The sequence below is a fragment of the Duganella sp. 1224 genome, from assembly GCF_013408245.1.
In the GTDB taxonomy this organism is placed as follows: Bacteria; Pseudomonadota; Gammaproteobacteria; order Burkholderiales; family Burkholderiaceae_D; genus Rugamonas.
This window is the reverse complement of sequence record NZ_JACBYS010000001.1, coordinates 1,540,142-1,565,648: the sequence shown is the minus strand read 5'-3', so window position 1 is coordinate 1,565,648 and position 25,507 is coordinate 1,540,142. Positions and strand designations below refer to the sequence as shown.

Below are 25,507 nucleotides of genomic sequence, written 5' to 3'. Positions count from 1 at the left end.
ACCGCGACGCGGTTGAGGCCGTGTAGAAATGGAGGACCTGACCCCGGAGTTTTAGAGGTGTTTATTTGCCTCACGGAAGGAGAGCGGCGCGAGCCGCTCTTTTTCTTTTTGGGTGAATAGACGTATCGCCTCGGGATCGTGGCGCGCATAATCTCTTAATGCCCAGCCGATGGCTTTTTGAATGAAGAATTCTTTTTCGTGCGCCAGCGCGCGGCAATAATTAAAGAGACGCTGCGTGTCGGTTTTATCTTTCCAGCCTAATTGGTGTATTAAGGCGATGCGGCGTATCCACATATGGCCGTCATTTAGCGCGGCGTCCATGTAATCGTGCTGGCCGCGTAATACTTTGCCGATAATGCCGGCCATCGCGTCCACCGTGTCCCACCATGGTTTATGCTGGATTAATTCCAGCAGCGCGGGAATATCCGTGGCCGGCAGCTGTTTCCAGTGCAGCGCGAGTAAATCCAGCGCAACATATTGATATTCCCGTTCCGGTAGTTGCCATAGCGCGTGCGCGTGGTCGAGCAGGGCATCGGCGCGTACGCTGTTCAGCAGCGGCTTGCAGGCGGCGCGGCGCTGCGGTGTGCCCACGCCCAGGAACGGGAACTGGTCGCGCAGGTAGGCGCGCATGGCCGGCGCACGGCCGGGTTCGGCAGCGGAGGCGAGGGCGGCGCTCACGCTGGTCAGGAAGTCAGGATTCATGCTAGTTGTTGGCGCGAACGCGCCATTTTCCGGCTTGCGATGGGCGTAAAAAAAGCGCCTGCGGACAGGCGCTTCTGGCTGAGCGATCCGGCTTACTGGATCTTGGCTTTCTTGATCAGCTCTTCGCGGTAGGCGACGATCTTGCGCTGTTGCAGCGCTTCCGCAACCTGCGGCTTCACTTCTTCCAGGGCCGGCAGTTTGACCGGACGCGATTCTTCCAGTTTGATCACGTGATAGCCGAATTCGGTTTTTACCGGAGTCTGGGTGATTTCGCCTGGTTTCAGGGCCACCATGGCGTCGGCAAATGGCTTGACCAGTTTGCCTGGGGTCATCCAGCCCAGATCGCCGCCATTATTGGCCGAACCGTCCTTCGATACTTTGGCCAGTTCCTCGAATTTGGCGCCGCCTTTCAGCTTGGCGATAATATCCTTGGCTTCCTGTTCGGTGGCGACCAGAATATGACGCGAGTGATATTCGGTGCCGCCCATGGCAGCTTTGTATTTGTCGTATTCGGCTTTGATTTCCGCGTCCGATACCGGGTTTTTCTTGACGTAATCCGCCAGCATCGCGTTGATGATAATGCTTTGACGGGCATTATCGATAGCAGCGGTGACTTCCGGCTTTTTGCCATAACCCTGTTTATCGGCCTCCTGCAGCAGCACTTCGCGGCCGATCAGTTCTTTCTTGACCATCTCGCGCAGTTGCGGCGAATCTGGCTGCTGGCCCTGGGCTACCACTTGCTTGACCATTTGATCGACGCGGGCGGCAGGAATCGCCTTGCCATTGACGGTCGCGGCATTTTGCGCGAAAGCCGGGGCGGCGGCGACAGCGATCAGGGCTAACATCAGACGGGCTGGCTTCAACATCATTATTTAAATCCTTAAAAAATTACACTCTGAAGGTGCATCATACCTAGGCAGAATCAAAAACGGCGCCCCGTAGGGCGCCGCCTTTCATAACATTACTGCACTTTTGCTTTCTTTACCAGTTCTTCCTGATACGCTTGCACTTTCTTCTGGGCCAGCGCTTCCGCGATTTGCGGCTTCACTTCTTCCAGGGTCGGCAGTTTGGCTGGACGGATGTCGTCCACTTTGATCACGTGGAAACCGTTCGGGGTCTGCACCGGCTTCTCGGTGACCTGGCCCTTTTGCAGTGCCACGAAGGCTTGCGAGAACACCGGCGGGAACGACGATGGCGAAGCCCAGTCCAGATCGCCGCCGTTGGCAGCCGAGCCGGTGTCTTTCGACAGTTTGGCCAGGTCTTCAAACTTGGCGCCGCCCTTGATCTTGGCGATCACGTCGTTGGCTTCCGCTTCGGTGGCCAGCAGGATGTGGCGCACGTGGTATTCCTTGTCGCCAGCCTGGGCGACAAACTTGTCGTACTCGGCCTTGATGTCGGCGTCAGTCACCGGGTTTTTCTTGATGTAGTCGCCCAGCATGGCGTTGATCATGATGGCCTGGCGGGCGTTGTCGATCGCTGCCTTGACGTCGTCCTTCTTGCCGTAACCTTGTTTTTCCGCTTCCTGCATCATCACTTCGCGGCCGATCAGGTCTTTCTTGATCAGTTCACGCAGTTGGGGGGAATCTGGCTGTTGGCCCTGGGCCACGACTTGCTTAACGACGGCGTCCACGCGCGAGGTCGGGATCGCCTTGCCATTCACGACGGCAACGTTTTGCGCAAAAGCTGGTACAGCGATAACGAGAAGTGCAATCAGCAACTTGGCTGGCTTGAAGGTCATTATTAATTCCTGTATTTGGAAAAAGTGTTATTTTAAAAGCCCGACGGCAATCACTGCCCGACACGGCGCACCATCAAATTTCCGATGGCGCCAATGCGGTAATGGCCAATGCATGAATTTCTTTATGCATCATATCGTGCACGGAATCATACACGAGTCGATGTCTTGTGACGAGTTTAAGGCCTTCGAATTGTAACGAAACAATTCTGACGTTGTAGTGCCCGCCGCCAGAGGCCGCGCCGGCGTGGCCGGCATGCGCGGCCGAGTCGTCATCCACCACCAGTTCGACCGGCGCCAGCCTGGTTTCCAGCGCCGCGCGGATGCGGGCCACGCGGGTATCTCGAATCTGATTCATGCCTGGTCCTTGATGTGACGCGACAAATACACGGTCTGCGCAACGATAAATACAAACATGATGGCAGTGGCGCCAAACGCTTTAAAACTGACCCAGGCATCGGTATTGCCTTTGAAAAGCACAAACGCCAGATACCAGTTGAGCGCGCCCATAAAGGTGAAGAAGGCGATCCAGGCCAGATTCAGACGAGTCCAGATCAGGTCCGGCAATTCGATGATTTCGCCCATCGATTTGCGCATCAGGTTCTTCTTGAAGACCAGGTCGCTGACCAGCAGGGCGGCGGCGAACAGCCAGTAGACAATGCTCAGCTTCCATTTGATGAAGTCTTCGTCGTGCAGGTAGATGGTCAGGCCGCCAAACACGACGAACATGGCCAGCGACACCCACAAAATTCCGTCGACCTTGCGCCCGCGCAACTTGATCCAGCCGATCTGCGCCATCGTGGCCAGGATGCCGACCAGCGTGGCGATCACGATGGGCGACTGTTCGGCCGTCACCGAGCCGCCGGAAATCATGCCGCTCAGGTGGGTGTTGATGAAGTGCTGCGCCGCTTCGGCGTTCCAGCCGGCCAGCTTGTAGGAGCCGAAGAACAGCAGGACGGGGATCAGGTCGAACAGGAATTTCATGATGTCTTATTAGTCTTGTGGATCGAAGCGCAACGACGCCGAGTTGATGCAATAGCGCAGCCCGGTTGGCGGCGGACCATCCGGGAACACGTGGCCGAGGTGCGCGTCGCACACGGCGCAAATGATTTCGGTGCGCAGCATACCATGCGAACGGTCGACTTTCTCGATCACGTTGGCGGGATCGATGGGTTCGAAGTAGCTCGGCCAGCCGCAGCCGGAATCAAACTTGGCGTCGGAGCGGAACAACGGCGTGTTGCAGCACACGCAGGTGTAGGTGCCATGTTCATGATGATCCCAGAACTTGCCGGTAAATGCACGTTCGGTGGCGGCATGGCGGGTGACCTGGTATTCCATCGGGTCCAGCTGGTTACGCCATTCGGCGTCCGTTTTGACAACTTTATTGCTCATGGCTTATTTCTCGCTTAAGAAGAACAGCTAACTTCCAGATGACTTGCCCAGTCCGGCGGCAAGGCGGCGTACTGCTCGTGCTCGGGCTGTTCGTCGTAGGGGCGCTGCAACACCGCCAGCAGGCGCTCCACCTCGGAAAAGTCCTTATTTTGCGCCTTTTCTATGGCCACCTGGGCCAGGTAATTGCGCAGCACATATTTGGGGTTGACTTGATTCATCGCAAGCGCGCGGGTGGCGTCGTCGCTGTGCTCGGCGCGCAGGCGGGCGCGGTAGCGCTCGGCCCAGGCGTCAAACGCGGCACGGTCGATGAACAGGTCGCGCAGCGGCTCGTCGCCGCTGGCGTCGGCCGCGCGCACGCCGCTCAGGCGGCGGAAGAACAGCGTGAAGTCGACGCCCGGCAGGATGCCAAACAGCTCGTCCAGCAGCGCGCGGTCGGTGTCGAAGTGCTCGTCCAGCGGCGACAGGCCAAGCTTGGCGTGCAGCAGTTCATCGACCTTGGCGGCGAATTCCGGCTGGTAGACGTCGAGCGCGGCCTGGGTGTCCTCGACCTCGCCGATCAGTGGCAGCAGCGCCTGCGCCAGCGCGTAGCAGTTCCAGTGGCCCACCTGCGGCTGATTGGCGTAGGAATAGCGGCCCTGCTGGTCGGTGTGATTGCAGATGTGGCCGGCGTCGAACGCTTCCATGAAGCCGTAAGGGCCGTAATCCAGCGTCAGGCCGAGGATGGACATATTGTCGGTGTTCATCACACCATGCATGAAGCCGACCGCCTGCCAGTGCGCAATCATGTGCGCGGTGCGCCGCGTGACTTCCTCCAGCAGCGCGGCGTAAGGATTTTTGGCTACGCGCAGGGCCGGGTAGAAGCGGTCGATGACGTAGTCAGCCAGCACCTTCAGTTCATCGGTTTGCTTGCGGTAGTACCAGTGTTCGAACGAGCCGAAACGCACGAAGCTGGGCGCCATGCGCACCACGACCGCCGAGGTTTCGATGGTTTCGCGCACCACGCCCTGGTCCGAGCCGGCCACCGCCAGCGCGCGCGAGGTCGGAATGCCGAGCGCGTGCATCGCTTCCGAGCACAGGAACTCGCGGATCGACGAGCGCAGCACGGCGCGGCCGTCGCCCATGCGCGAGTAGGGCGTCAGACCGGCGCCTTTCCATTGCAGCTCCATCGGCCCCTCGGCGGTGGCGACGTCGCCCAGCAGGATGGCGCGGCCGTCGCCGAGCTGGCCGGCCCACACGCCGAACTGGTGGCCGGAGTAGACGGCCGCCAGCGGCTGCGCGCGCTCCGGCACGGCGTTGCCGATCAGGATGTCGAGGCTGTCGGCGACCTGGGCCGGCGTCAGTCCGATCAGCTGCGCGGCCGGCGCGCTGACGCCGACCAGGTAGGGCGCCGGCAGCGGCGTCGGCATCAGGCGGGTGTAAAAAGCGGGCGGCAGGGACGCGAAGGAATTGTCCAGCGGCAAAGTAGCGGCAGTGATGATGTGCTCCAGTTGATCTAAGGCTCGGATTTTACCGCAGCGCGCGGATGCGGCACTGCAGCATGGAAAAGCGTTGACGGTCTTCGCGCCCGGGCACGACACTCATCCCATAAGATAGGAGACATGCATGGAATCTCAAGTACCCCTGATGGGCCAGATGATGGACCAGCCGCTGCTGATTTCCACCATCCTCGATTTTGCCGCCCGCCACTACGCGCGCAGCGAAATCGTCTCGCAGCGCGTGGAAGGCGACCTGCACCGCTACACCTTCCGCGATTGCCAGCAGCGCGCCAAACAGCTGGCGCAAGCCTTGCAGCGGCTGGGCGTGCGCATGGGCGAGCGGGTGGCCACGCTGGCGTGGAACGGCTACCGTCACCTGGAAGCCTACTACGCCGTCTCCGGCAGCGGCGCCGTGCTGCACACCATCAACCCGCGCCTGCATCCGGAGCAACTGGCCTACATCTGCAACCACGCGGAAGACCAGTACCTGCTGTTCGACTTCTGCTTCCTGCCGCTGATCGAGGCCATTGCCCCGCACTGCAAGACCGTCAAGGGCTGGATCCTGCTCGGCGCGGCCGACCGCATGCCGGCCGACAGCAAGATTCCCCATCTGCTGTGCTACGAGGATCTGCTGGACGCCGAGCGCGGTGACTACGGCTGGCCGGTGTTCGACGAGAACGCCGCCGCGACACTTTGTTACACATCCGGCACCACCGGCAACCCCAAGGGCGCGCTGTACTCGCACCGCTCGACGGTGCTGCACGCCTACGCCTCGGCCTTGCCGAACGTGCTCAACGTGTCGTCGCGCGACGCGGTGATGCCGGTGGTGCCGATGTTCCACGTCAACGCCTGGGGCCTGCCCTATTCGGTGCCGCTGTCGGGCGCCAAGATGGTGTTTCCCGGTCCGGCGCTGGACGGCAAGTCGGTCTATGAACTGATGGAGCGGGAAAGAGTCACGTTCTCGGCCGGTGTGCCGACGGTCTGGCTGGGCCTGATCAACTACTGCCAGCAGCATCAGCTGAAGTTCTCCACCTTCCGCCGCACGGTGATTGGCGGCTCGGCATGTCCGCCAGCCATGATGAACACGCTGATCGACGACTTTGGCGTTGAAGTCATCCACGGCTGGGGCATGACCGAGATGTCGCCGCTGGGCACCACCGGCGGGCTGCTGTCCCGCCACATGGCGCTGCCGAAGGACGAGCAGCGCAAGATCCTGCAGAAACAGGGCCACGCCATCTACGGCGTCGACATGAAGATCGTCGACGAACTGGGCGAGGAGTTGCCGTGGGACGGCGTCAGCGCCGGCCACTTGCTGGTGAAGGGCCCGTGGATCATCGCCAGCTACTTCAAACACGAGGGCGGCGATGTGCTGGAAGACGGCTGGTTCCCGACCGGCGACGTGGCCACCGTCGACGCGGACGGCTTCATGCAGATTACCGACCGCGCCAAGGACGTCATCAAGTCCGGCGGCGAATGGATCGGCACCATCGACCTGGAGAACATCGCCATGGCGCACCCGGCGGTGATGCAGGCCGCCTGCATCGGCGTGCCCCATCCGAAATGGGACGAGCGGCCGCTGCTGGTGGTGGTGCGCCGGCCTGGCCACGAACTCAGCCGCGAACAACTGCTGGCGCATTTCGACGGCAAGGTCGCCAAATGGTGGCTGCCGGACGACGTGGTGTTCGCCGACGCCTTGCCAGTCGGCGGCACCGGCAAGATCCAGAAGAACAAGCTGCGCGAGCGATACCGCGATTACCGCTTGCCCACCGTCTGATCCCTGGCGGTGCAACGTTGTCAGCCCGGCCACGCGCCGGGTTTTTGTTACCCTAAAGCATGAAACTAGTTTTATTTTATGAATAAATAGTTTGACTACTAACAGTCATGCCGTTACATTATTGCCCTACGGCACTTTATGGGCCACTCCGGCCACCCAGGCGCGCACCCCGGCAACATCCCATCCCGGCGATAGGTTCATCTATTCGACACGCTCCCGGTCACTACTACAGACGAGAAAACGATATGTTCAATAGCATAACCATTCGCACGCGCCTGATCGCCACCATGTCGGTGATCGGCATCCTGATGCTGGTGCTGGGCGTCCTCAGCATGTACGGCATGAACACGGTCAACTACGCGCTGAAAGACGTGTATTCCAACCAGATGGCCTCGACCATCGCGCTGGGCAATGCCAAAAACTTCCTCAACCGCGCGCGTTTCGTGATTGACCGCGGCGTGTTCCACCCGGAAGCGCCGGACCTGGAAAAAACGCTGTCGCGCGCGGACGGCTTCCTCAACGACTCCGACAAGTCGTGGAAACAATATCTGGCGCTGCCGCTGGGTGATGACGAAAAAGTGCTGGCCAAGGACCTGGACGCCAAGCGCACCGTCTACCGCGCCGAGCTGGTCGGCCTGATGAACGCGCTGCGCAACAAGGACGAAGCCAAAATCGAAGAAATGTCGATGAAGACCTTGTCGGCCCAGTTCGGCATCTTCGACGCCGCCTCGGTCAAGCTGGAAGACTACCAGCTGACCACCGCCAAGGAACACTATAACGACAGCCAGTCCTTCTTCTCGACCTTCACCAAGGGCTACACCATCGCGCTGGTGCTGGGCGCGGCGCTGATCATCTTCTCGGCCGTGCGCCTGCTGGGCGCCATCCTGCGTCCGCTGCAGCACGCGCTGGGCCACTTCGACCAGATCGCCAGCGGCAACCTGGCCAACCGCATCGACGTCGAGCGCGATGACGAGATGGGCAAGCTGATGAAGGGGCTGATCAAGATGCAGGACCAGATGTCCGGCACCGTCAGCAGCATCCGCACCGGCAGCAGCGCCATCGCCACCGCCAGCGCCGAAATCGCTTCCGGCAACCTCGACCTGTCGCGCCGCACCGAGAACCAGGCGGCCGCGCTGGAAGAAACCGCGTCGTCGCTGGAAGAGCTGACCTCGACCGTGCGCCAGAACGCCGACAACGCCCGCCAGGCCAACCAGCTGGCGCTGAGCGCGCAGGACGTGGCCGGCAAGGGCGGCCAGCTGGTGTCGCAGGTGGTGGATACCATGGGCAACATCAACACCTCGTCGCGCAAGATCGCCGACATCATCGGCGTGATCGATGGCATCGCCTTCCAGACCAATATCCTGGCGCTGAACGCGGCGGTGGAAGCGGCGCGCGCCGGCGAGCAGGGGCGTGGCTTTGCCGTGGTGGCCACCGAGGTGCGCAACCTGGCGCAGCGCTCGGCCGCCGCCGCCAAGGAAATCAAGGAACTGATCACCGAGTCGGTGCAGCAGGTCGATGCCGGCAACCAGCTGGTGGACAAGGCTGGCGCCACGATGGGCGAGATCGTCAGCAGCGTTGAGCGCGTCACCAGCATCATGACCGAGATCATGATCGCCGGCGAAGAGCAGAGCGAAGGCATCAATCAGATCAACCAGGCCATTGTCTCGATGGACGAGGTGACGCAGCAGAACGCGGCGCTGGTGGAAGAAGCCGCCGCAGCCGCCAACGCCATGCAGGAGCAGGCGGCGCAGCTGGAAGAAATGGTCAGCACCTTCAAGCTGGACGCCGGCGTCCAGCGCCGCGGCGGACACAGCCGCCTGGCCTTGGCGCGCGCATAGCACCCCGACTGGAAGGGTCAGACCCCGTACGGGGTCTGACCCTGGCGCCAACGGTGTGCGGGTTTCACGGGTGCCGCCGGCCGGCCAGCGGCAGCTCCGGCAAGAACGCCAGCATCACCAGGCCCAGGCCCACCATCACCGTCCCCACGCCGAAGATCTGGCCGATGGCGTGGCGATACAGCGCCGCATTGGCCGCGCTGGCCGCCTGCCCATGCAACTGCTGCGCCAGGATCGCTCCCGAGCCGGTCACGCCGATCAAGCCGCCCAGCGAGCGGAAAAACCCCAGCATCGCCGTGCCGACGCCGCGCCGCATGGCGGGCAGGGCATTCTGCACCGCCATCGTCATATTCGGCATCACCAGCCCGAGGCCGGCGCCAAGCACGAAAATCGCCGGCTCCAGCACCATGTAGCCGGCCGATCCGGCAATCCCCCAGGCCAGCGCGCCGAACGACAACGTGGCCAGCGTCAGCCCCGCCACCTGCGCCGGCTTGTAGCGGCCGGACTTGCTCAGCACCCGGCCGCCCAGCGCCGACGAGATCACCAGCCCGACCATCATCGGCATGGTCAACAGGCCCGAACTGGCGGGCGAGGCGCCCATCACCAGCTGAAACAGCAGCGGAAAGAACACGCTCGACCCCATCATGCCGACGAAGGTCAGCGCCAAAACAACGCTGGCCACGTTGAACACGCGGTTGGCGAACAAGTCCGGCGGCAGCACCGGTTCCGGCACCCGCCGCACGTGCCACAGCAGCAGGGCGGCCAAGGCCAGCGCCAGCGCCGCCAGCCAGCGCACCTGCGGGCCGTCCCACGGCCACTCGGTGCCGCCCAGCGCCAGCACCAGCAGCGCCGCCGTGATGGCGCCGGTCAGCAGCGCCGAGCCCAGATAGTCTATCTTGTGCGCGTTGTGCGGCTTGTCGTGCGGCAGCGACCTGGCGATGACGTACAACGCTAGCGCGCCCACCGGCAGGTTGACGTAGAAAATCCAGTGCCATGACAGCCAGTCGGTCAGCAGCCCGCCCAGCACCGGCCCGAGCACGCTGGTCAGTGCGTAGACGGCGGCGATGCTGCCCTGGCGCTTGCCGCGCTCGGCCGGCGGCACCAGGTCGCCGATGACGATCTGCGCCAGCGGCATGAAGCCGCCCGCGCCCAGCCCCTGGATCGCGCGGAAGACGATCAGCTCGGTCATGTTCTGCGCCAGCCCGCACAGCGCCGAGCCGGCCAGAAAGGTGAGGATGGCGGTGTACAGCAGCGGCTTGCGGCCATACTGGTCGCTCAGCTTGCCATACAGCGGCATGGTGGCGGTGGACGCCAGCACGTAGGCGGCAACCACCCATGACAGGTGGGCCATGCCGCCGAGTTCGGACACGATGCGCGGCAGCGCGGTGGAGACGATGCTCTGGTCCAGCGCCGCCAGGCCAATCATGATGACCAGGCCGAAGTAGATGTGTCGGATCGATGGCTGCATTTATGCTCCGATTTCATTCAGGTAGACCAGGGCGTTGCGCAGCGCGGCCGCGCCTTCCGGCGGCAGTTGCGCCAGGCGGCGCGCCAGCCAGTCGCGGCGGCGGGTGCGGATGTCGTTGAGCGTGTCCACACCGTGTGCGGTCAGCAACAGGCCGCTGCGGCGGCGGTCGTCCGGGTCGGGGGCGTCGCGCTGGACCAGCTTGAGGGCTTCGAGTGTCTTGATGTGACCGCTCATGGTGGGGCCGCGCAGCTTTTCCTGGCGCGCCAGCTCGGCCACGCCGATGCCGGGGTTGAGGCTGATGGTGGACAGCAGCATTTTTTGCTGCAACGTCAGGCCGGACGGATCGTCGTCGCTTTCCTGGCGCAGGCGGCGGAAGACGTGGTGCAGGGCGGTGCGCAGTTCGTCGGCAAGGGCGGTGGCGTCTTGGGCAGGGGTCATGGCTAGATAAGTAGGTAGGCTACCTATCTAATTATACAGCACCCCGGACCGAAGGGTCATACCCCGTACGGGGTCTGACCCTGGCTGCGGCGGTGTTGCGGGTTGCGCGGGTGTCGTCGGCTTCTATTTCAGTGCGCCGAAGACTTTGCCGATCAGCTTGCTTCCAGAGCCCAGAGGATCGGCGCGGATGGCTTTTTCCTCCTCGGCGATCATGGTGTACAACCCATCCAGCGCGCGCTGCGTGACATAGCCCTCCACCGTGGCCTGGTCCTTGGCGATCACGCCCAGCTTGGGCGCCAGGCTCATCGCGGCATTGTATTTGGTGGCCACGCCCGAGCGGTCGGTGACCTTCTTCACCACCGGCAGAAACTGCACCGCCAGCTTGTCCTGCGTCTTGGCGCGGAAAAAGTCGGTGACCGACGTATCGCCGCCGGTCAGGATATTCTTGGCATCGGTAATCGTCATCGACTTGACGGCGTCGATCAGCAGCGGCTTGGCCATCGGCACGGCGGACTCGGCCGCGCGGTTCATCTGCACCACCAGCTCATCGAGCTGCTGGCCCTTGCCGGTCATCTTCAGGATCGGCCGCGCCTGCTCCAGGATGCGCGGCAGCGGGATGCGCACCTTGTCGTTGTCGAGGAAGCCGCCCTCCGTCCCCAGCTTGCTGACCGCCGCCCTGGACCCGCTCTCCAGCGCCGCCTTCAGCCCGCCGGACGCGTCCTGATTGCTGAGGTCGGACAGCGACAGCGCCCACGCGCTGGCGGCCAGCAGGCTCATCGGAAGTAACAGAAGGAGGGGGCGGCGGGCAGTCGGCATGGTCGGTAACGCTTTCAAGGTTGGTAAAGCGTTACTGTACTCCCGCGCCGCTTACGCCGCCAGCGCCGGGATCTCTTTGGTCAGCCGTTCCAGCAGACGGTCGCACTGGAATACGCTCAGCGTGCGGCGGGCGTCGCCTTCGCCTATGTCGATCACCTCGTCCATCTCGCTGCGCGGATCGCCCTGGGCGCTGGGGTTGCGCATCATTTTCGGCGCGCCGAAGCGGCGGCTGTCCTCGATGGTCATGATGTTTTCCACCGCGTCCACCATCAGGCCGTAGCAGTCGTCGCCGCGCTCCACCACCAGGATCTTGCACAGCGTGGCGTCCTGCAGCGGCGCCATCTGGTACAGACCGCGCAGGTCGATCACGCTGATCATCTGCTGGCGCAGGTTGAGCATGCCGCGCATGAAGGCCGGCATGCCGGGCGGCCGCGTGATGTCGCCGACGGTCAGGTCGATGATCTCGCGCACCTGCTTGATCTCGACCGCGTAGCTGTTTTCCAGCGCGAAGGTGATGTAGACCTGGCGCTGGCTGCGGCGCGCCTCGCGCCGTTCGTTCTTGGCGATCAGCTCGCTGTCCTTGGGATACAGGTTGGCGTGGCCGGTACGCATCTCCCTGATTTCGGCGCTGGAGAAAATCTGCTTGTGATCGAGGAAAAAGATGTCGCCCAGCTGCGGCTTGGACAGGCACCCGCCAAACATGCCGGCGCGCGCCTTGCTCAGCAGCGGAATCGGCATCACTTCCTCGCTGTAGAAATGGATGATGTTGTTGACCGAATCGACCAGGAAGCCGATGGTGGCGTCGTCGATGCGCGCCACGATGATGCGCTGTTCCGGCCCGGCCACCCGTGCGTCCGCCGGCGGCGCGGCGTTGAGCAGCGTGGCGAAATCCACCACCGCCACCGGCGCGCCGCGGAAGTTGATGCGGCCCAGGCACAGCGCGCTGTTCAGCACCGACGCCTGCAATTCCGGCACGCGGATGATTTCCTGGATCGCCGCCATTTCGAACGCAAAGGTCGAGGCGCCGACGCGGAAGCTGACGCACTGGCGGCGTTCGCCCTGGTGGCGGCGCGTCTCGCGGTCGGCGCACTGGATGGCGCGCACCTGCGGCACGTTTTCGATGTGGATCAGGGCATCGGGGTCAAGCACCTGGATCAGGCGCGCGCCGCGGTCGAGCAGGATGGTGCCGGCCACCACGCCGCGCTTTTCGCCGTCGGCATAGGCCAGCGTGCTGCGCTGTTCCGGCCGCACGCGCAGGATTTCGCCGGTGGCGTCAAACAGGATGCCGATCAGCACGCCCTCGTAGTCGAGGATGGCGATCTTGTCGGTGGGCCGCGCGCCGCGCGCGTCGGCATGGAACACGCGGCCGAGGTTGACCACCGGGATCACGCTGCCGCGCAGCGTGAACACGCCCTCCAGGAACGCGGGCGACAGCGGCAGCGCCGACACCTTGTCCGGGTAGTTGACCACCTCGCGGAAGCAACTGGCCGGCAGCGCGAACTCGTCGTCGCCCAGGACAAAGGAACCAAACAATTCAGTACAGGAGGTGGCCGAGGCGTCAGGCATGCGTGGCTCCGGAGCAGGTGGTGACGATTTCCTGCACCGCGTAGGCGCAAGTGGCACAGTCGATGGTCAGGGTGCGGCCGCACTTGCCGCCAACGCGGCAGTACACCACGTTCAGGCTGTGCTGGCGCAGGTATTTGCGGGCCGCCTCGGCGTTCTGCTGGCCGATCTGCAGGCGGCTGGAGCAGCCGTTCAGCATGGTCGCGCCGCCGGCCACCACCACGTCGATGTCGGCGTGGTCGGCCTCGCTGGCGCCCAGCAGGCGCAGCAGCGACGGCACGGCCTGGTTGACGTAGCGCGCGCCGAATTCATCGGCCATCTGCGGGCATTCCGGCAGCAGGCAGTGGGCCAGCGCGCAGACGCCGCGCTTTTTCCAGATCAGGGCGATGCCGACACAGGAGCCCAGCAGCGCCTGCAACTGGTCGGTGCGGGCGCCCAGCTTGAGCTGGCCCATGGTCACCTGCAGCGGCGCCCGCCCGCTGTGGACGGTGTCGTCCGGCGCGGGCCAGGGCAGGGCGGCGCCGGCCAGCGGCGGCTGGACGGGCGGGTTGAGGAGCGCTTGCATATTTACCACCTATTCCATTCTGTAGACCATCGGCCGGTCGAACTGGTAGGCGGTGTTGAGGCCTGTGATCGATTCGGATTCGCCCACGATCATGATCGCGTGCGGGGCCATGCTCAGACGCGCCTGCTGGAGGATGGTCTGCTGATGTTCTTGATCGAAATAGATCAGCACATTGCGCAGAAACACCAGGTCAAACTGTCTGGACGGCTTTAATGGAGTCAGCAGGTTATGTTGGGCCAGCTCCACGTTTTTTTTCAATGCATCCACCACCCGCAGGCCGCTGGCGCTGGGACGGAAATACTTGTTCACCCAGTCCGGATGCGTGGACTGGAGGCGTTCGACCGAGCGGCCGCCGTACTGGCCGTCGCGCGCCAGCGCCAGGATCTGCCGCGAGATGTCGGTGGCGTGGATTTGGTAGCCGAAGCCTGGATGGCGCTCGGCGAATTCCTCGCACAGCACGGCCATCGAATACAGCTCCTCGCCGCTGGAGGCCGCCGCCGACCACACCTTCAGGCGCTGGCCCGGGTGCGCGGCCCACCACTGCGGCAGAAATTCCTTCTCGACATATTCCCACACCTGCGGCGTGCGGAAGAACAGCGTGTCGTTGGTGGTCACCAGGTCGATGAAATGCGGCACCTCGGCGCGGTCCTGCTCGACCTTGTCCAGGTAATCCTGGTAGCTGCTCAACTTGAGCGCCTGCACGCGCGGGCGCAGGCGCCGCTCCAGCAGCACGCTCTTGCGTTCGGTCATGGCGATGCCGGTGTGCTTGCGCACCAGCGCAATCAGCGCGTTCAGCGTCGCCGGGGTAAAGCCGCTGGCGTCCATGGCTTACACCGTGAAGCCGGAAACCGTTTTGTTCAGATCGCCCGCGCGCTGGTTCAGGCCTTCCGTCGAGCGGGCGATGCTGTCGCAGGCGGCGGCCGACTTTTCGGCCTCCTCGGCGATGTACTGCACCGCGGTGCTGACCTCGCGCGCCGTCAGCAGCTGCTCGTTGGTGGCCTTGGAAATATCGGAAATCGCCTCGGTGGTCTTGACCACGCCGACCAGGATCTTGTCGAAGGCATCGCTGGCCTGGCGCGAAATCTCACTGCCGGCCGAGACCCGCTTGACCGACTCGTTGATCAGCTTGGAAATCTCCTTGGTGGCCTGCGACGAGCGCTCGGCCAGCTTGCGCACCTCGTCCGCCACCACCGAGAAGCCCAGGCCGTGCTCGCCGGCGCGCGCGGCCTCGATGGCGGCGTTGAAGGCCAGCATATTGGTCTGGTTGGCGATGTCGCTGATCACCTTGACGATCTCGCCGATGTCCTCCGACGAGCGGTTGATCAGGTCCATGGCCTCGATCGACTTGGCCACCGCCTTGGCGCCGATTTCCGCCTCTTGCTGGGTGGACTTGGCCATGGCGTCGGCGTCCGAGGTGTTGCCGGCGATGATGTTGATCGAGCTGGTCAGGCCGTCAATGGAGGCGTTCATTTCCTCCACGGTGGCGCCCAGCGCCTGCGTGCCCACGGCCACGCCGTTGGAGCGCTCGGAAATGGTGGTGGAGGCGTCGGCCAGGCCGCTGGCGGACATCACCACGTCGCTGATGACCTTGCGCAGGTCGGCGATCATTTTGCTGATGCCGGCGGCCAGCTGATCCAGCGGCTCGTCGCCCTCGATCAGCACCTTGCTGGTCAGGTCGCCGGCGGCAGCGTGCTCGACCGAGTCCAGCAGGCGGGCGATCTTCTCGCCATCGGACTTGGCCTTGGCCGCCACCGATTCCTCCAGTTGTACTTGCGCGGTAATATCCGTTGCGTATTTAACTATTTTGTATGGCTTGCCATTTAAATCCAGAATCGGATTATAAGTGGCCTGTATCCATACCGTTTTCTTATTATTCCCCAGGCGTTTATAACGGCCACTGTCGAATTCACCACGATTCAATTTTTGCCAGAAACGTTTATATTCTGCACTTGCCGCATAATCGGCGTCGCAAAAAATGCGATGGTGTTCGCCCTTAATATCATCCATGAAGTAACCCATGACATCGAGGAAGTTTTCATTGGCGGTCAGCACGTGGCCGCCCATGTCGAACTCGATCACGGCCTGGGCCTTGCCGATGGCGCTGACCTTGCCTTCGTACTCGGCGTTGCGCATGCGGCTGTCGGTGATGTCGGTAGCGAACTTGATAACCTTGTAGGGCTTGCCGTCCGCGTCCATGATGGGATTGTAGGAGGCGTTGATCCAGACTTCACGGCCGCCCTTGGCCAGGCGCTTGAATTCGCCTTGGTTGAACTGGCCGGCGGCGAGGTTGGTCCAGAACTGTTTATATGCCGGGCTGGCGGCGTATTCCGGCTCGCAGAACATGGCGTGATGGCGCCCCTGGACCTCGTCCAGCGTGTAGCCGACCGCGCGCAGGAAGTTCTCGTTGGCGTGCAGGATCTTGCCTTCCAGGTCGAACTCGATCACCGCCTGCACCCGATTCAGGGCCGCATGGATGGCTTGCAGTTCGATATCCTGGATATTCATTACCTGGCTCGGAGCGTTCATGGAAAGTTCCCTGTCAAATATGTAGTACCAAATATCTTGGTTGATTATTAAGTGTGATATTCGGTGAGAATTAATCTGATATTCGGGGGCGGGGAATATGGTTTGCGGGTTAATTATTTCTTCTATTTAAAATGGAAGCAAGCCGAGCAGCATATAATGCGGGCGAATTGTCCCTTTGTCGCAACAGCGGATGCAAGCGGCTCTCCGCGTTGCAAAGTTTCCTCTACGCACGCAAAAGCGGGGCCGCAAAAATAATAATACGGTCGTTCTTTTTATGCGGTATAGTGGACGGGTAGCCTCCCACTAAAATCATAAGGAAGAGACACATGACTGCTGAATACCAAGTGCACGGCGCCGTGGCCGTCATTACGCTGAACAACCCGCCGGTCAACGGCATGGGCCTGGAAACGCGCACCGCCGCCGTCAACGGCATCCAGCGCGCGTTGGCCGACGACGCGGTCAAGGCCATCGTCATCACCGGCGCCGGCAAGGCCTTCTCGGGCGGCGCCGACATCAAGGAATTCAACACGCCCAAAGCGCTGGCCGAGCCCAGCCTGCACACCTTCATCGCCACCGCCGAGAGCTCGACCAAGCCGGTGGTGGCGGCCATCCATACCGTCTGCATGGGCGGCGGCCTGGAGTTGTCGCTCGGCTGCCACTACCGCGTGGCGATGCCGGGCGCGCAGATCGCGCTGCCGGAAGTGAAACTGGGCCTGTTGCCGGGCGCCGGCGGTACCCAGCGCCTGCCGCGCGTGCTGGGCCTGGAGCCGGCGCTCAACATGATCGTTTCCGGCAACCCGGTGCCGTCGGAAAAACTGCCGGCGCTGTTCGACGAAATCTTCGCGGCCGACGCCGACCTGCTGCAGTCGGCCGTGGCCTTCGCCGAGAAAATCGCCGACGCCCGTCCGCTGCCCAAGGTGCGTGACCGCAAGGTCGATTACCCGAACCACGAAGCCTTCCTGCAATTCTCGCGCAACACCGTCAAGGCCATGGCCGGCCCGTTCCCGGCGCCGCTGGAATGCGTGGAAACCGTGGCCGCCTCGGTCACGATGAAATTCGAGGATGGCATGAAGTTCGAGCGCGAGCGCTTCCTGCACCTGATCCAGACCACCGAGTCGAAAGCGCTGCGCCACGCCTTCTTCGCCGAACGGGTGGCCAGCAAGGTGCCGGATGTGCCGGCGGACACGCCGGTGCGCTCCATCAAGTCGGCCGCCATCATCGGCGCCGGCACCATGGGCGGCGGCATCGCCATGAACTTCCTCAACGCCGGCATTCCGGTCACGCTGCTGGAAACCAGGCAGGAAGCGCTGGACAAGGGCATCGCCACCATCCGCAAGAACTACGAGAACACGCTGAAAAAGGGCAAGCTGACCCAGGAGAAACTGGATCAGCGCATGGGGCTGCTGCGTGGCACGCTGTCCTATGATGACATCGGCCAGGCAGACATCGTGGTGGAAGCCGTGTTCGAGGAAATCGGCGTCAAGGAAGCGGTGTTCCGCCAGCTGGACGAGGTGATGAAGCCGGGCGCCATCCTGGCCACCAACACCTCGACGCTGGACGTCGACAAGATTGCCGGTTTCACCAGGCGTCCGCAGGATGTGATCGGCACGCACTTCTTCTCGCCGGCCAACGTCATGAAGCTGCTGGAGATTGTGCGCGGCAAGCAAACCGGCAAGGACGTGCTGGCCACGGCGCTGGCGCTGTCCAAGAAGCTGAAGAAAACCGGCGTGGTGTCGGGCGTGTGCGACGGCTTCATCGGCAACCGCATGATCGAGCAGTACAGCCGCCAGGCCGGCTTCCTGCTGGAGGAGGGCGCGCTGCCGGAGCAGGTGGACAAGGCCGCCGAGAAGTTCGGCTTTGCCATGGGGCCATTCCGCATGGGCGACCTGGCCGGCAACGACATCGGCTGGGCGATCCGCAAGCGCCGCTACGTGGAGAAACCGGAAATCAGCTATTCCAAGACCGCCGACCTGCTGTGCGAAATGGGCCGCTACGGCCAGAAAACCGGCGCCGGCTGGTACGACTACAAGGCCGGCGACCGCAAGGCCTATCCGAACGAGCAAGTCAACGCCATGATCGTTCAGCACTCGGCTGACCTGGGCATTACCCGCCGCAAGATCAGCGACGAGGAAATCGTCGAACGCCTGGTGTACGCGCTGGTCAACGAGGGCGCGCTGATCCTGGAAGAGGGCATCGCCTTGCGCGCCTCCGACATCGACATGGTCTACCTGACCGGCTACGGTTTCCCGCTGTACCGCGGCGGACCGATGTTCTATGCCGACACCGTCGGCCTGCCGAATGTGCTGTCCGCCATCCAGAAATACGCCAGGGGCCACCATGGCGAGGCATGGAAACCGGCGCCGTTGTTGCAAAAACTGGCGGCAGAGGGAAAGAACTTTAATAGTTAGCCGCCATCGGAAAGAACGTGCTTTCACATGCCGCAAGGAAATTTAAGTGGCATGTGAGCATTTTCTAAAAAACTACGTTATAATTTTTCACAACAGCAGTTCATGTCCTTCGAAGCCCTAAAAAACGGTTCGACGATGATTACTGGCATCCCCATCGATGCTGGCCAATTCACCCCCATTTTTTAGAGGCACTCATGAAAAAGACCATCATCGCCGCCGCGCTTGCCGTGGCAACCATCGCTTCGGCGCATGCCGACACCATCTCCGGCCTGATGAACACCGGCCTCGGCGCCAGCGGCAGCAGCGATCCGAACTACAAGTTGACCGCCGTCAGCAACGACACGCCGGTCGGCACCGTCCCCGTCATTACCAACGACAGCGCCTGGCCGATCAATCCTTGGCTGGCCAATAGTGGCGTGTCGAAATGGATCACGCCGACCGCCAGCCAGGGCCAGAGTTTTGATTCCTGGAGCAACGGCACCTACACCTACACGCTGTCGTTCGACCTGACCGGCTACAACGCCGCCACCGCGTCCTTCGCCGGCCGCCTGGCTGCCGACAACGCCGTCACGGTCAAGCTGAACAACAGCGTCATCTCCAGCGCCACCGGCTTTACCGACTGGACCAGTTTTGGCGCCAACAGCGGTTTCGTCTCCGGCGTGAACAAGCTGGACTTCGTGGTCACCAACTGGCAGCAGAATGGTGGCAATCCGACTGGCCTGCGCGTGGAGTTTGGCGCCTCGAACATCGCCGCCGCCGTGCCGGAACCGGAAACCTACGCCATGCTGCTGGGCGGCCTGGCGCTGATGGGCGCCGTGGCCCGCCGCCGCAAATCAGCCTGAACCGAGTACGTACCCGCGAGTTCACCGCCCTTCGGGGCGGTTTTTTTTTCATGTCGCCGAGCAGTTGACCACCGAGGCCACCCACCTCAGCTTCGTGCTCCGGCAAGCGCGACCTCGACGCGATCCGTGCCTGGCTGGCCGACCAAGCGTCGAGTGCGCCGCTTTGGGCGCTAGCTCCGCACGTCGTCATCCGTCAGCGTGCGCAGGAAGGCGACGATGTCCTGGATTTCCTTCTCGCTCAGCGCCGGCCTGTCGCCGGGACGGCGGTCCATCGGCGCGGTCAATTGGTCGACGTTCCTGCGGTAGGCAACAGGCAAGTCGTCGTAGCGGTCCTTGCCGTACCAGCGCGCCGGCCGGAGGTCGCGCTCGACATAAAAGCGGACGGCGTCGGCCAGGTTGGTGAACACGCCGTTGTGCATGAAGACCCGGCGGGCGGCAACATTGCGCAGGCTCGGCGTTTTGAAGGTGCCGCAGTATTTTTCATCCACGCCAGCCGGGATCTGGCGTTGCGGGCCGCACAGGCCAAGGTCGAAGAAGGCCGGGTCGGCGTTGGCCTTGAGCTTGCGGTTGCGCGGCACGCCGAGATTGGCGAACGAATAGTCGGTGAATAGCGGCGCCGCGCCGTTCGCGCCGGGCGCGGCGGTGTGGCAGGAGGCACAGTTGCCCTTGGCGGGATCGGCGAACAGGGCGAGCCCGCGCTGTTCCTGCGCGCTCAGTTGCGCCTGCCCCCGCAGAATGCGGTCGAACTTGCTGCTGTACGGCGCGAAGCTTGGGTCGTCCAGCTGGAACCGCTCCAGCGCCAGCGTGAGCGCCGCCACTGCCTGGCGGTCATCGGACAGCGTCGTGGCCCCGAAGACGCGCGCAAATTCACCGGCATAGGCGGTGGCGCGCAACTTGGCGGCCAGCGTGGCGTCGTCGCGGTTGGCCATTTCGGCCGGATCGAACAGCGGCGCGCGGGCCTGCTCGTGCAGCGTGTCGAAGCGGCCGTCGCGGGCGAAGCCACCGGTGGGCACGGAGTCGATTTCGATTTCGCGCTCGATCGGGTCGCGTTGGTGTTCCTTGAACCAGCGCGGCGTGCGCGGCAGCACGTAGCGCAACGACGGCACGGCGCGCAGGCCTTCGCGGTCCATGCTGGCGCCGCCCGGCTGCACGGCGCGGCCATCCGGCGGCCCGTAGGCGTGAGCGGGACTGTGGCAGGTGGCGCAGGATTGCTTGCCGGAGGCCGACAGCGTGGCGTCAAAGAAGATCTTGCGGCCAAGCGCGGCCATGGCGGCGCGGTCCGGCGATGCGGCGCTGGCCATTGTCGGCGCTTGCGCCAACGCCGGCGCCGGGGAAGAGGCCGGGGCAGGGACCGTGGCCGTGGCTGGCGCAGGCGCGCGGCCGCAGGCGGACAACGCCAACGCCAGCGTCAGCGACAGCACCAGCGCAATCGGCATCGCGCCGCGGCGCGCAGCGATCAAGGCAACCAGCTTGCTCACAGTCTCATCCTGATGCGCTGCCTGTCAGTTCGTGAAGACGTCGTCGCCGAAGGACGCCAGGCCGGCCTGGTTGGCGTAGCCCAGGTATTCCTTGATCTTGAAGATCTGCTCGATACTCTTCAGCATCGCATAGTGGTTGTAGCCGACGTTGCTCACCGTGCCCGGCTTGATGAACGGCGACAGCAGCACGGCGCCGGTGCGGCCGCCGCCCGGTGCCGGGAAGTTCAGGTCGTACTGCATGCTGGCCGACACGGGGAAAGTCAGCGTCAGCGGGTACTTGACGTTCGGTCCGCTCTGCTGATTGCAGCAGGCTTCGCTGGAGTTGTAGTTGACCACGATGTGCTGCTTGCCTGACGAGTCGACCGTCACCGTCTGCCCCGCCGTCGCGCCGCCCTCGTCGAAGTTGATGATCAGCAGGCCGTCCTGCTTGTACGCCTCGGACGCCAGGATCTTCGGCACCCATACCTTGAGGAACTCGTCAGCTGACTTCAGGCCGCCAGGCTGGCCGTTGATGCAGCCCTTGCCGGCCGCGCCGGTGCCGTCGCCATCGTGACCGTCGTTGCAGACGTTGGGCGTGATGAACACGAAGTTCGGCGTGGTGCTGATCTTGGCCAGGTCGGCGTCCAGCTTGTCCAGCGCCACCACGTTAGCGTTGCAATCCGGCGAATCGATGATCGAATGGAAGTAGACGAAGGGGTTATGGCGGGCGGCATACTGGTCGCCCTTGGGCACGGCAGCGCTCGGCGCCAACTGGTGGTTGGTCTGGTCGGTGGTGCCGATGACCGGATGGCCGCAGGTGGCGCTTTCGCGGGTCGGATCGTTGCCCATGTCTTCCATGTAGCCGCGCCAGGTCAGGCCGGCGGTTTTCAGCTGGTCCGGCAACGTCTTGACCGAGGCCGGGTAGACGCAACCGTCGCCGATCGGCATGCCGTCCGGGCTGGTGCCGGTCTGGACGAAGTCGGCGTACGTGGTGCAGTCGCCGGCGGTGGCCGGCGTCACCGGTTGGCCGCTGATCATGGCGACATAGTTGGTCAGGCTGGCGTGGCCGGTGCCGTAGTACTGCGTCAGCAGCGCGCCCATGCCCGGCAGGGTTTTCTGCAGGTACGGGTTCTGCGTGCTATTGACGAAGGTGTCGTTATAGTCCTTGTTCTCCAGCGTGATGACGAACACGTGCTTGACGCGTTGCGCGCCGACGTCCGGATTGTCGTTGCTGCCACCGCAGGCGGCGACGATGGCGGCCAGCGCGGTCAGCGCGGTCAGGCCCGCCCACTTCAAATGTAATCCCAGTTTCATTGTCGTTTTGGTCCATGAAAAATAAACTGCCGGACACTATAGGAAACATTTATGACGGCGCTGTGACGCTTGCATAAAAAAAGCCGCCCGTAGGCGGCTTTTGCGGCGCGGGCCGGCGTCAGTCCGACGCGTAGATGTTGTTGTCCTTGGTTTCGCCGACGAACAGCGCGCCGATCACCACGGTGATCAGGGCAATCACGATCGGGTACCACAGGCCGTAGTAGATGTCGCCCTTGAACGCCACCAGCGCGAACGAGATGGTCGGCAGCAGGCCGCCGAACCAGCCGTTGCCGATGTGGTACGGCAGCGACATCGAGGTGTAGCGGATGCGGGTCGGGAACATCTCCACCAGCATGGCGGCGATCGGGCCGTACACCATGGTCACGTACAGCACCAGGATGAACAGGATCAGCACCATCATCGGCTTGTTGATCTGCGACTCGTCCGCCTTGGCCGGGTAGCCGGCGGCCTTGACGGCGGCGCCAACTTCCTTCTTCAGCGCCGCTTCGGTGTCCTTGGAGGCTTTGTCGAAGTTCAGGCCGTCGGCCGTCATGACCGCGTTGAACGAGGTGATTTCCTTGTCGCCGACCTTGATCTTGGCCACGCTGCCAGCGGGCGCGTCCTGCGTGGTGTAGTTGACCGAGGCCTTCGACAGCATGCTGGTGGCGATGTCGCACGACGACGGGAATTTCTTCTGGCCGGTCGGGTTGAACTGGAAGTGGCAGGTGGCCGGATCGGCCACCACCACCACCGGCGAATTTTTCAGCGCGGTTTCCAGCTGCGGATTGCCGTAGTGGGTCAGGGCGCCGAACAGCGGGAAGTAGGTCGCCGCCGCCAGGATGCAGCCGCCCAGGATGATCCATTTGCGGCCGATCTTATCCGACAGCATGCCGAAGAAGATGAAGAACGGCGTGGCCAGCGCCAGCGACAGCGCGGTCATCACGTTGGCGCTGGCCAGATCGATCTTCAGCACCTCGGTCATGAAGAACAGCGCGTAGAACTGGCCGGTGTACCACACCACCGCCTGGCCCATGGTCAGGCCAATCAGCGCCAGGATCACCACTTTCAGGTTTTTCCATTGACCGAAGGCTTCGCTCAGCGGCGCCTTCGAGGTCTTGCCCTCGGATTTCATCTTGGCGAAGGCCGGCGATTCATTCATCGACATGCGGATCCACACCGAGATCCCCAGCAGCAGCACCGACACCAGGAACGGCACGCGCCAGCCCCAGGCGTTGAAAGCCTCTTCGCCGACTGCGGTGCGGGTGCCCAGGATCACCATCAGCGACAGGAACAGGCCCATGGTCGCGGTGGTCTGGATCCAGGCGGTGAAGGCGCCGCGCTTGTGCGCCGGCGCGTGTTCGGCCACGTAGGTGGCCGCGCCGCCGTATTCGCCGCCCAGCGCCAGACCCTGCAGAATCCGCAGCGCCACCAGGATGATCGGCGCCGCGATACCGATCGCCGCGTAGCCCGGCAGCAGGCCAACGATAAAGGTGGACGCGCCCATGATCAGGATGGTGATCAGGAAGGTGTATTTACGGCCGACCATGTCGCCCAGCCGGCCGAACACGACGGCGCCGAACGGCCGCACGATGAAGCCGGCCGCAAACGCCAGCAGCGCGAAGATGAAGGTGGTGGTCGGGTCGCCGATGAAGAACTGCTTGGCGATGATCGATGCCAGCGAGCCGTACAGGTAAAAGTCGTACCACTCGAACACGGTGCCGAGCGAGGACGCAAAAATCACCTTGCGTTCTTCGGCCGTGATCGGCGTGGCTTGCTTGGGTAGGTTGCGGCTGTCCGCAGTCCCGGTATTTGCCATGATGTGTCTCCTTTGATTTTTAGGATGTTTTGTCCCCGGCTGAGATAGTTAGTACTTCGTCAGCTTGATCCGAGTGTGGGCGCCTAACCTTACGCGATGCTTGCTCCAAACTTACGCCAAACTTACAAAAATATTTGCGAACGACCGTACTAAAACTGTGCTATTCTGGGTTGCATAACACATACACTATAGGAGACTCTCATGATCGATGCCGTCATTGTTTCTACCGCCCGCACGGGTCTGGCGAAATCCTGGAAAGGCGCGTTCAACATGACGCACGGCGCCACGCTGGGCGGTCACGTCCTGCAAGCCGCCATCCAGCGCGCCCAGCTGGAGTCCGGCGAGGTGGAGGACGTGCTGGCCGGCTGTGCCAACCCGGAGGGCGCCACCGGCGGCAACATCGCGCGCCAGATCGCTCTCCGCGCCGGCTGCCCGGTGACCACCGCCGGCGTCACCATCAACCGCTTCTGCTCGTCCGGCCTGCAGACCATCGCCATGGCGGCGCAGCGCATCATCGCTGGCGAGGGCGACATTTTCGCGGCCGGCGGCGTCGAGTCGATCTCCTGCGTGCAGCAGGAAATGAATATGCACATGTACAAGGAAGTCTGGCTGTCGAAAAACAAGCCGGAAATCTACTGGCCAATGCTGCAAACCGCCGAAACCGTGGCCAAGCGCTACGACATCAGCCGCGAGCGCCAGGATGAATACGGCGTGCAGAGCCAGCAGCGCGCCGCCGCCGCCCAGGCCGCCGGCCTGTTCGACGCCGAAATCGTCCCGATGACCACCGTGATGGGTGTGGCCGACAAGGCCAGCGGGCAACTGCTGTCGCGCGAAGTAACCATTTCCGCCGACGAAGGCATCCGCGCCGACACCACCTACGAGGGCGTGTCCAAGATCCGCACCGCGATGCCGGGCGGCGTCATCAGCGCTGGCAACGCCAGCCAGTTCTCCGATGGCGCCTCGATGGCCATCGTCATGAACGCCCAGACCGCCGCCGCCAAGGGCTTGCAGCCGCTGGGCGTGTTCCGCGGCTTTGCCGTGGCCGGCTGCGAGCCGGACGAGATGGGCATCGGCCCGGTGTTCGCCGTGCCCAAGCTGCTGAAGAAGGCCGGCCTGAAGGTCGAGGATATCGGCCTGTGGGAACTGAACGAGGCGTTTGCCGTGCAGGTGCTGTACTGCGCGGACAAGCTGGGCATTCCGATGGACCGCCTCAACGTCAACGGCGGCGCCATCGCGGTCGGTCACCCGTACGGCGTGTCGGGCGCGCGCCTGGTCGGCCATGCGCTGATCGAGGGCAAGCGCCGCGGCGTCAAATACGTGGTGGTCACCATGTGCATCGGTGGCGGCCAGGGAGCGGCGGGCCTGTTCGAAGTGGTGTAAG

The 25,507-nt window shown here is 63.2% G+C and carries 22 protein-coding genes and 1 pseudogene; 5 read left to right on the top strand and 18 right to left on the bottom strand.

Features of this window, described 5'->3' with window-relative positions:
* Nucleotides 1-51: 51 nt before the first annotated feature.
* From FHW58_RS07040 to FHW58_RS07010, 7 genes are all read right to left on the bottom strand, one after another.
* Entirely contained in the window at nucleotides 52-702 is a 651-nt protein-coding gene (locus FHW58_RS07040; RefSeq protein WP_179672338.1) for a DNA alkylation repair protein, read from the bottom strand.
* 92 nt (nucleotides 703-794) lie between these two features.
* Entirely contained in the window at nucleotides 795-1,571 is a 777-nt protein-coding gene (locus tag FHW58_RS07035; RefSeq protein WP_179672337.1) for a peptidylprolyl isomerase, read from the bottom strand.
* A gap of 92 nt (nucleotides 1,572-1,663) precedes the next feature.
* On the bottom strand, nucleotides 1,664-2,440 hold the full coding sequence (locus FHW58_RS07030) for a peptidyl-prolyl cis-trans isomerase (RefSeq protein ID WP_179672336.1): 777 nt from the start codon (nucleotides 2,438-2,440) through the stop codon (nucleotides 1,664-1,666).
* Between the two features lie 73 nt (nucleotides 2,441-2,513).
* Nucleotides 2,514-2,795, bottom strand: coding sequence for a BolA family transcriptional regulator (locus FHW58_RS07025; RefSeq protein WP_179672335.1), 282 nt, complete (start codon nucleotides 2,793-2,795; stop codon nucleotides 2,514-2,516).
* A complete protein-coding gene (locus FHW58_RS07020; RefSeq protein ID WP_179672334.1) occupies nucleotides 2,792-3,421 on the bottom strand; it encodes a septation protein A in 630 nt (209 codons plus the stop codon). The genes FHW58_RS07025 and FHW58_RS07020 overlap by 4 nt, the downstream gene beginning before the upstream one ends.
* Nucleotides 3,422-3,430: 9 nt before the next feature.
* Nucleotides 3,431-3,829, bottom strand: coding sequence for a peptide-methionine (R)-S-oxide reductase MsrB (gene msrB, locus FHW58_RS07015; protein WP_179672333.1), 399 nt, complete (start codon nucleotides 3,827-3,829; stop codon nucleotides 3,431-3,433).
* A gap of 14 nt (nucleotides 3,830-3,843) precedes the next feature.
* On the bottom strand, nucleotides 3,844-5,235 hold the full coding sequence (locus tag FHW58_RS07010) for a YdiU family protein (RefSeq protein ID WP_373996667.1): 1,392 nt from the start codon (nucleotides 5,233-5,235) through the stop codon (nucleotides 3,844-3,846).
* A 196-nt stretch (nucleotides 5,236-5,431) separates the two neighbouring features.
* On the opposite strand from FHW58_RS07010, the gene FHW58_RS07005 reads away from it, so the two are divergent.
* Nucleotides 5,432-7,078: a 3-(methylthio)propionyl-CoA ligase gene (locus tag FHW58_RS07005; protein ID WP_179672332.1), complete on the top strand. Its 1,647-nt coding sequence runs from the start codon at nucleotides 5,432-5,434 to the stop codon at nucleotides 7,076-7,078.
* A gap of 245 nt (nucleotides 7,079-7,323) precedes the next feature.
* Entirely contained in the window at nucleotides 7,324-8,916 is a 1,593-nt protein-coding gene (locus tag FHW58_RS27775) for a methyl-accepting chemotaxis protein (protein ID WP_179672331.1), read from the top strand.
* Nucleotides 8,917-8,980: 64 nt separating this feature from the next.
* Here the strand turns inward: FHW58_RS27775 and FHW58_RS06995 are convergent, their stop codons facing one another.
* The 8 genes and pseudogenes from FHW58_RS06995 to FHW58_RS06965 form a co-directional block, all read right to left on the bottom strand.
* Nucleotides 8,981-10,381 carry an MDR family MFS transporter gene (locus tag FHW58_RS06995; protein ID WP_179672330.1) on the bottom strand — a complete coding sequence of 467 codons (1,401 nt, stop codon included), beginning with the start codon at nucleotides 10,379-10,381 and terminating at the stop codon, nucleotides 8,981-8,983.
* Nucleotides 10,382-10,819, bottom strand: coding sequence for a MarR family winged helix-turn-helix transcriptional regulator (locus FHW58_RS06990; protein WP_179672329.1), 438 nt, complete (start codon nucleotides 10,817-10,819; stop codon nucleotides 10,382-10,384). It abuts the gene before it with no gap.
* Between the two features lie 123 nt (nucleotides 10,820-10,942).
* Entirely contained in the window at nucleotides 10,943-11,596 is a 654-nt protein-coding gene (locus FHW58_RS06985) for a DUF4197 domain-containing protein (protein WP_373996639.1), read from the bottom strand.
* A 90-nt stretch (nucleotides 11,597-11,686) separates the two neighbouring features.
* Nucleotides 11,687-12,139 carry a chemotaxis protein CheW gene (locus tag FHW58_RS27905; protein WP_373996666.1) on the bottom strand — a complete coding sequence of 151 codons (453 nt, stop codon included), beginning with the start codon at nucleotides 12,137-12,139 and terminating at the stop codon, nucleotides 11,687-11,689.
* Between the two features lie 132 nt (nucleotides 12,140-12,271).
* Nucleotides 12,272-13,201, bottom strand: a pseudogene (locus FHW58_RS27900) (chemotaxis protein CheW); the annotation flags it as partial.
* The gene (locus FHW58_RS06975; protein WP_179672326.1) at nucleotides 13,194-13,763 is read right to left on the bottom strand and encodes a chemotaxis protein CheD; all 570 of its coding nucleotides are present in this window, start codon (nucleotides 13,761-13,763) and stop codon (nucleotides 13,194-13,196) included. The gene FHW58_RS06975 and the pseudogene FHW58_RS27900, both read right to left, overlap by 8 nt.
* A 9-nt stretch (nucleotides 13,764-13,772) precedes the next feature.
* On the bottom strand, nucleotides 13,773-14,588 hold the full coding sequence (locus FHW58_RS06970) for a protein-glutamate O-methyltransferase CheR (protein WP_179672325.1): 816 nt from the start codon (nucleotides 14,586-14,588) through the stop codon (nucleotides 13,773-13,775).
* 3 nt (nucleotides 14,589-14,591) lie between these two features.
* Nucleotides 14,592-16,289: a PAS domain-containing methyl-accepting chemotaxis protein gene (locus FHW58_RS06965; RefSeq protein WP_179672324.1), complete on the bottom strand. Its 1,698-nt coding sequence runs from the start codon at nucleotides 16,287-16,289 to the stop codon at nucleotides 14,592-14,594.
* A gap of 326 nt (nucleotides 16,290-16,615) precedes the next feature.
* Between FHW58_RS06965 and FHW58_RS06960 the strand changes: the two genes are divergently transcribed.
* Both FHW58_RS06960 and FHW58_RS06955 read left to right on the top strand, forming a co-directional pair.
* Nucleotides 16,616-18,697, top strand: a complete 2,082-nt coding sequence (locus FHW58_RS06960) for a 3-hydroxyacyl-CoA dehydrogenase NAD-binding domain-containing protein (protein ID WP_179672323.1) — start codon at nucleotides 16,616-16,618, stop codon at nucleotides 18,695-18,697.
* A 194-nt stretch (nucleotides 18,698-18,891) separates the two neighbouring features.
* Nucleotides 18,892-19,539 (top strand): PEP-CTERM sorting domain-containing protein, encoded by a 648-nt coding sequence (locus FHW58_RS06955; RefSeq protein ID WP_179672322.1) that lies wholly within the window; start codon nucleotides 18,892-18,894, stop codon nucleotides 19,537-19,539.
* A gap of 170 nt (nucleotides 19,540-19,709) precedes the next feature.
* Here the strand turns inward: FHW58_RS06955 and FHW58_RS06950 are convergent, their stop codons facing one another.
* The 3 genes from FHW58_RS06950 to FHW58_RS06940 all read right to left on the bottom strand — a co-directional run bounded on the left by FHW58_RS06950 (nucleotide 19,710) and on the right by FHW58_RS06940 (nucleotide 24,126).
* Nucleotides 19,710-21,017 (bottom strand): cytochrome-c peroxidase, encoded by a 1,308-nt coding sequence (locus FHW58_RS06950; RefSeq protein ID WP_373996638.1) that lies wholly within the window; start codon nucleotides 21,015-21,017, stop codon nucleotides 19,710-19,712.
* Nucleotides 21,018-21,041: 24 nt separating this feature from the next.
* Nucleotides 21,042-22,310, bottom strand: coding sequence for an alkaline phosphatase family protein (locus tag FHW58_RS06945; RefSeq protein ID WP_179672321.1), 1,269 nt, complete (start codon nucleotides 22,308-22,310; stop codon nucleotides 21,042-21,044).
* 118 nt (nucleotides 22,311-22,428) lie between these two features.
* On the bottom strand, nucleotides 22,429-24,126 hold the full coding sequence (locus FHW58_RS06940) for an MFS transporter (RefSeq protein WP_218892639.1): 1,698 nt from the start codon (nucleotides 24,124-24,126) through the stop codon (nucleotides 22,429-22,431).
* Between the two features lie 201 nt (nucleotides 24,127-24,327).
* Between FHW58_RS06940 and FHW58_RS06935 the strand changes: the two genes are divergently transcribed.
* On the top strand, nucleotides 24,328-25,506 hold the full coding sequence (locus tag FHW58_RS06935; RefSeq protein WP_179672320.1) for an acetyl-CoA C-acyltransferase: 1,179 nt from the start codon (nucleotides 24,328-24,330) through the stop codon (nucleotides 25,504-25,506).
* The last annotated feature ends 1 nt before the right edge of the window (nucleotide 25,507 follow it).

Excerpts from the sequence above, each read along its gene's own strand:
- FHW58_RS07040 (WP_179672338.1), bottom strand. The coding sequence starts at position 702 with ATGAATCCTGACTTCCTGACCAGCGTGAGCGCCGCCCTCGCCTCCGCT.
- FHW58_RS07035 (WP_179672337.1), bottom strand. The coding sequence starts at position 1,571 with ATGATGTTGAAGCCAGCCCGTCTGATGTTAGCCCTGATCGCTGTCGCC.
- FHW58_RS07030 (WP_179672336.1), bottom strand. The coding sequence starts at position 2,440 with ATGACCTTCAAGCCAGCCAAGTTGCTGATTGCACTTCTCGTTATCGCT.
- FHW58_RS07025 (WP_179672335.1), bottom strand. The coding sequence starts at position 2,795 with ATGAATCAGATTCGAGATACCCGCGTGGCCCGCATCCGCGCGGCGCTG.
- FHW58_RS07020 (WP_179672334.1), bottom strand. The coding sequence starts at position 3,421 with ATGAAATTCCTGTTCGACCTGATCCCCGTCCTGCTGTTCTTCGGCTCC.
- msrB (WP_179672333.1), bottom strand. The coding sequence starts at position 3,829 with ATGAGCAATAAAGTTGTCAAAACGGACGCCGAATGGCGTAACCAGCTG.
- FHW58_RS07010 (WP_373996667.1), bottom strand. The coding sequence starts at position 5,235 with ATGCCGACGCCGCTGCCGGCGCCCTACCTGGTCGGCGTCAGCGCGCCG.
- FHW58_RS07005 (WP_179672332.1), top strand. The coding sequence starts at position 5,432 with ATGGAATCTCAAGTACCCCTGATGGGCCAGATGATGGACCAGCCGCTG.
- FHW58_RS27775 (WP_179672331.1), top strand. The coding sequence starts at position 7,324 with ATGTTCAATAGCATAACCATTCGCACGCGCCTGATCGCCACCATGTCG.
- FHW58_RS06995 (WP_179672330.1), bottom strand. The coding sequence starts at position 10,381 with ATGCAGCCATCGATCCGACACATCTACTTCGGCCTGGTCATCATGATT.
- FHW58_RS06990 (WP_179672329.1), bottom strand. The coding sequence starts at position 10,819 with ATGACCCCTGCCCAAGACGCCACCGCCCTTGCCGACGAACTGCGCACC.
- FHW58_RS06985 (WP_373996639.1), bottom strand. The coding sequence starts at position 11,596 with ATGAGCCTGCTGGCCGCCAGCGCGTGGGCGCTGTCGCTGTCCGACCTC.
- FHW58_RS06975 (WP_179672326.1), bottom strand. The coding sequence starts at position 13,763 with ATGCAAGCGCTCCTCAACCCGCCCGTCCAGCCGCCGCTGGCCGGCGCC.
- FHW58_RS06970 (WP_179672325.1), bottom strand. The coding sequence starts at position 14,588 with ATGGACGCCAGCGGCTTTACCCCGGCGACGCTGAACGCGCTGATTGCG.
- FHW58_RS06965 (WP_179672324.1), bottom strand. The coding sequence starts at position 16,289 with ATGAACGCTCCGAGCCAGGTAATGAATATCCAGGATATCGAACTGCAA.
- FHW58_RS06960 (WP_179672323.1), top strand. The coding sequence starts at position 16,616 with ATGACTGCTGAATACCAAGTGCACGGCGCCGTGGCCGTCATTACGCTG.
- FHW58_RS06955 (WP_179672322.1), top strand. The coding sequence starts at position 18,892 with ATGAAAAAGACCATCATCGCCGCCGCGCTTGCCGTGGCAACCATCGCT.
- FHW58_RS06945 (WP_179672321.1), bottom strand. The coding sequence starts at position 22,310 with ATGAAACTGGGATTACATTTGAAGTGGGCGGGCCTGACCGCGCTGACC.
- FHW58_RS06940 (WP_218892639.1), bottom strand. The coding sequence starts at position 24,126 with ATGGCAAATACCGGGACTGCGGACAGCCGCAACCTACCCAAGCAAGCC.
- FHW58_RS06935 (WP_179672320.1), top strand. The coding sequence starts at position 24,328 with ATGATCGATGCCGTCATTGTTTCTACCGCCCGCACGGGTCTGGCGAAA.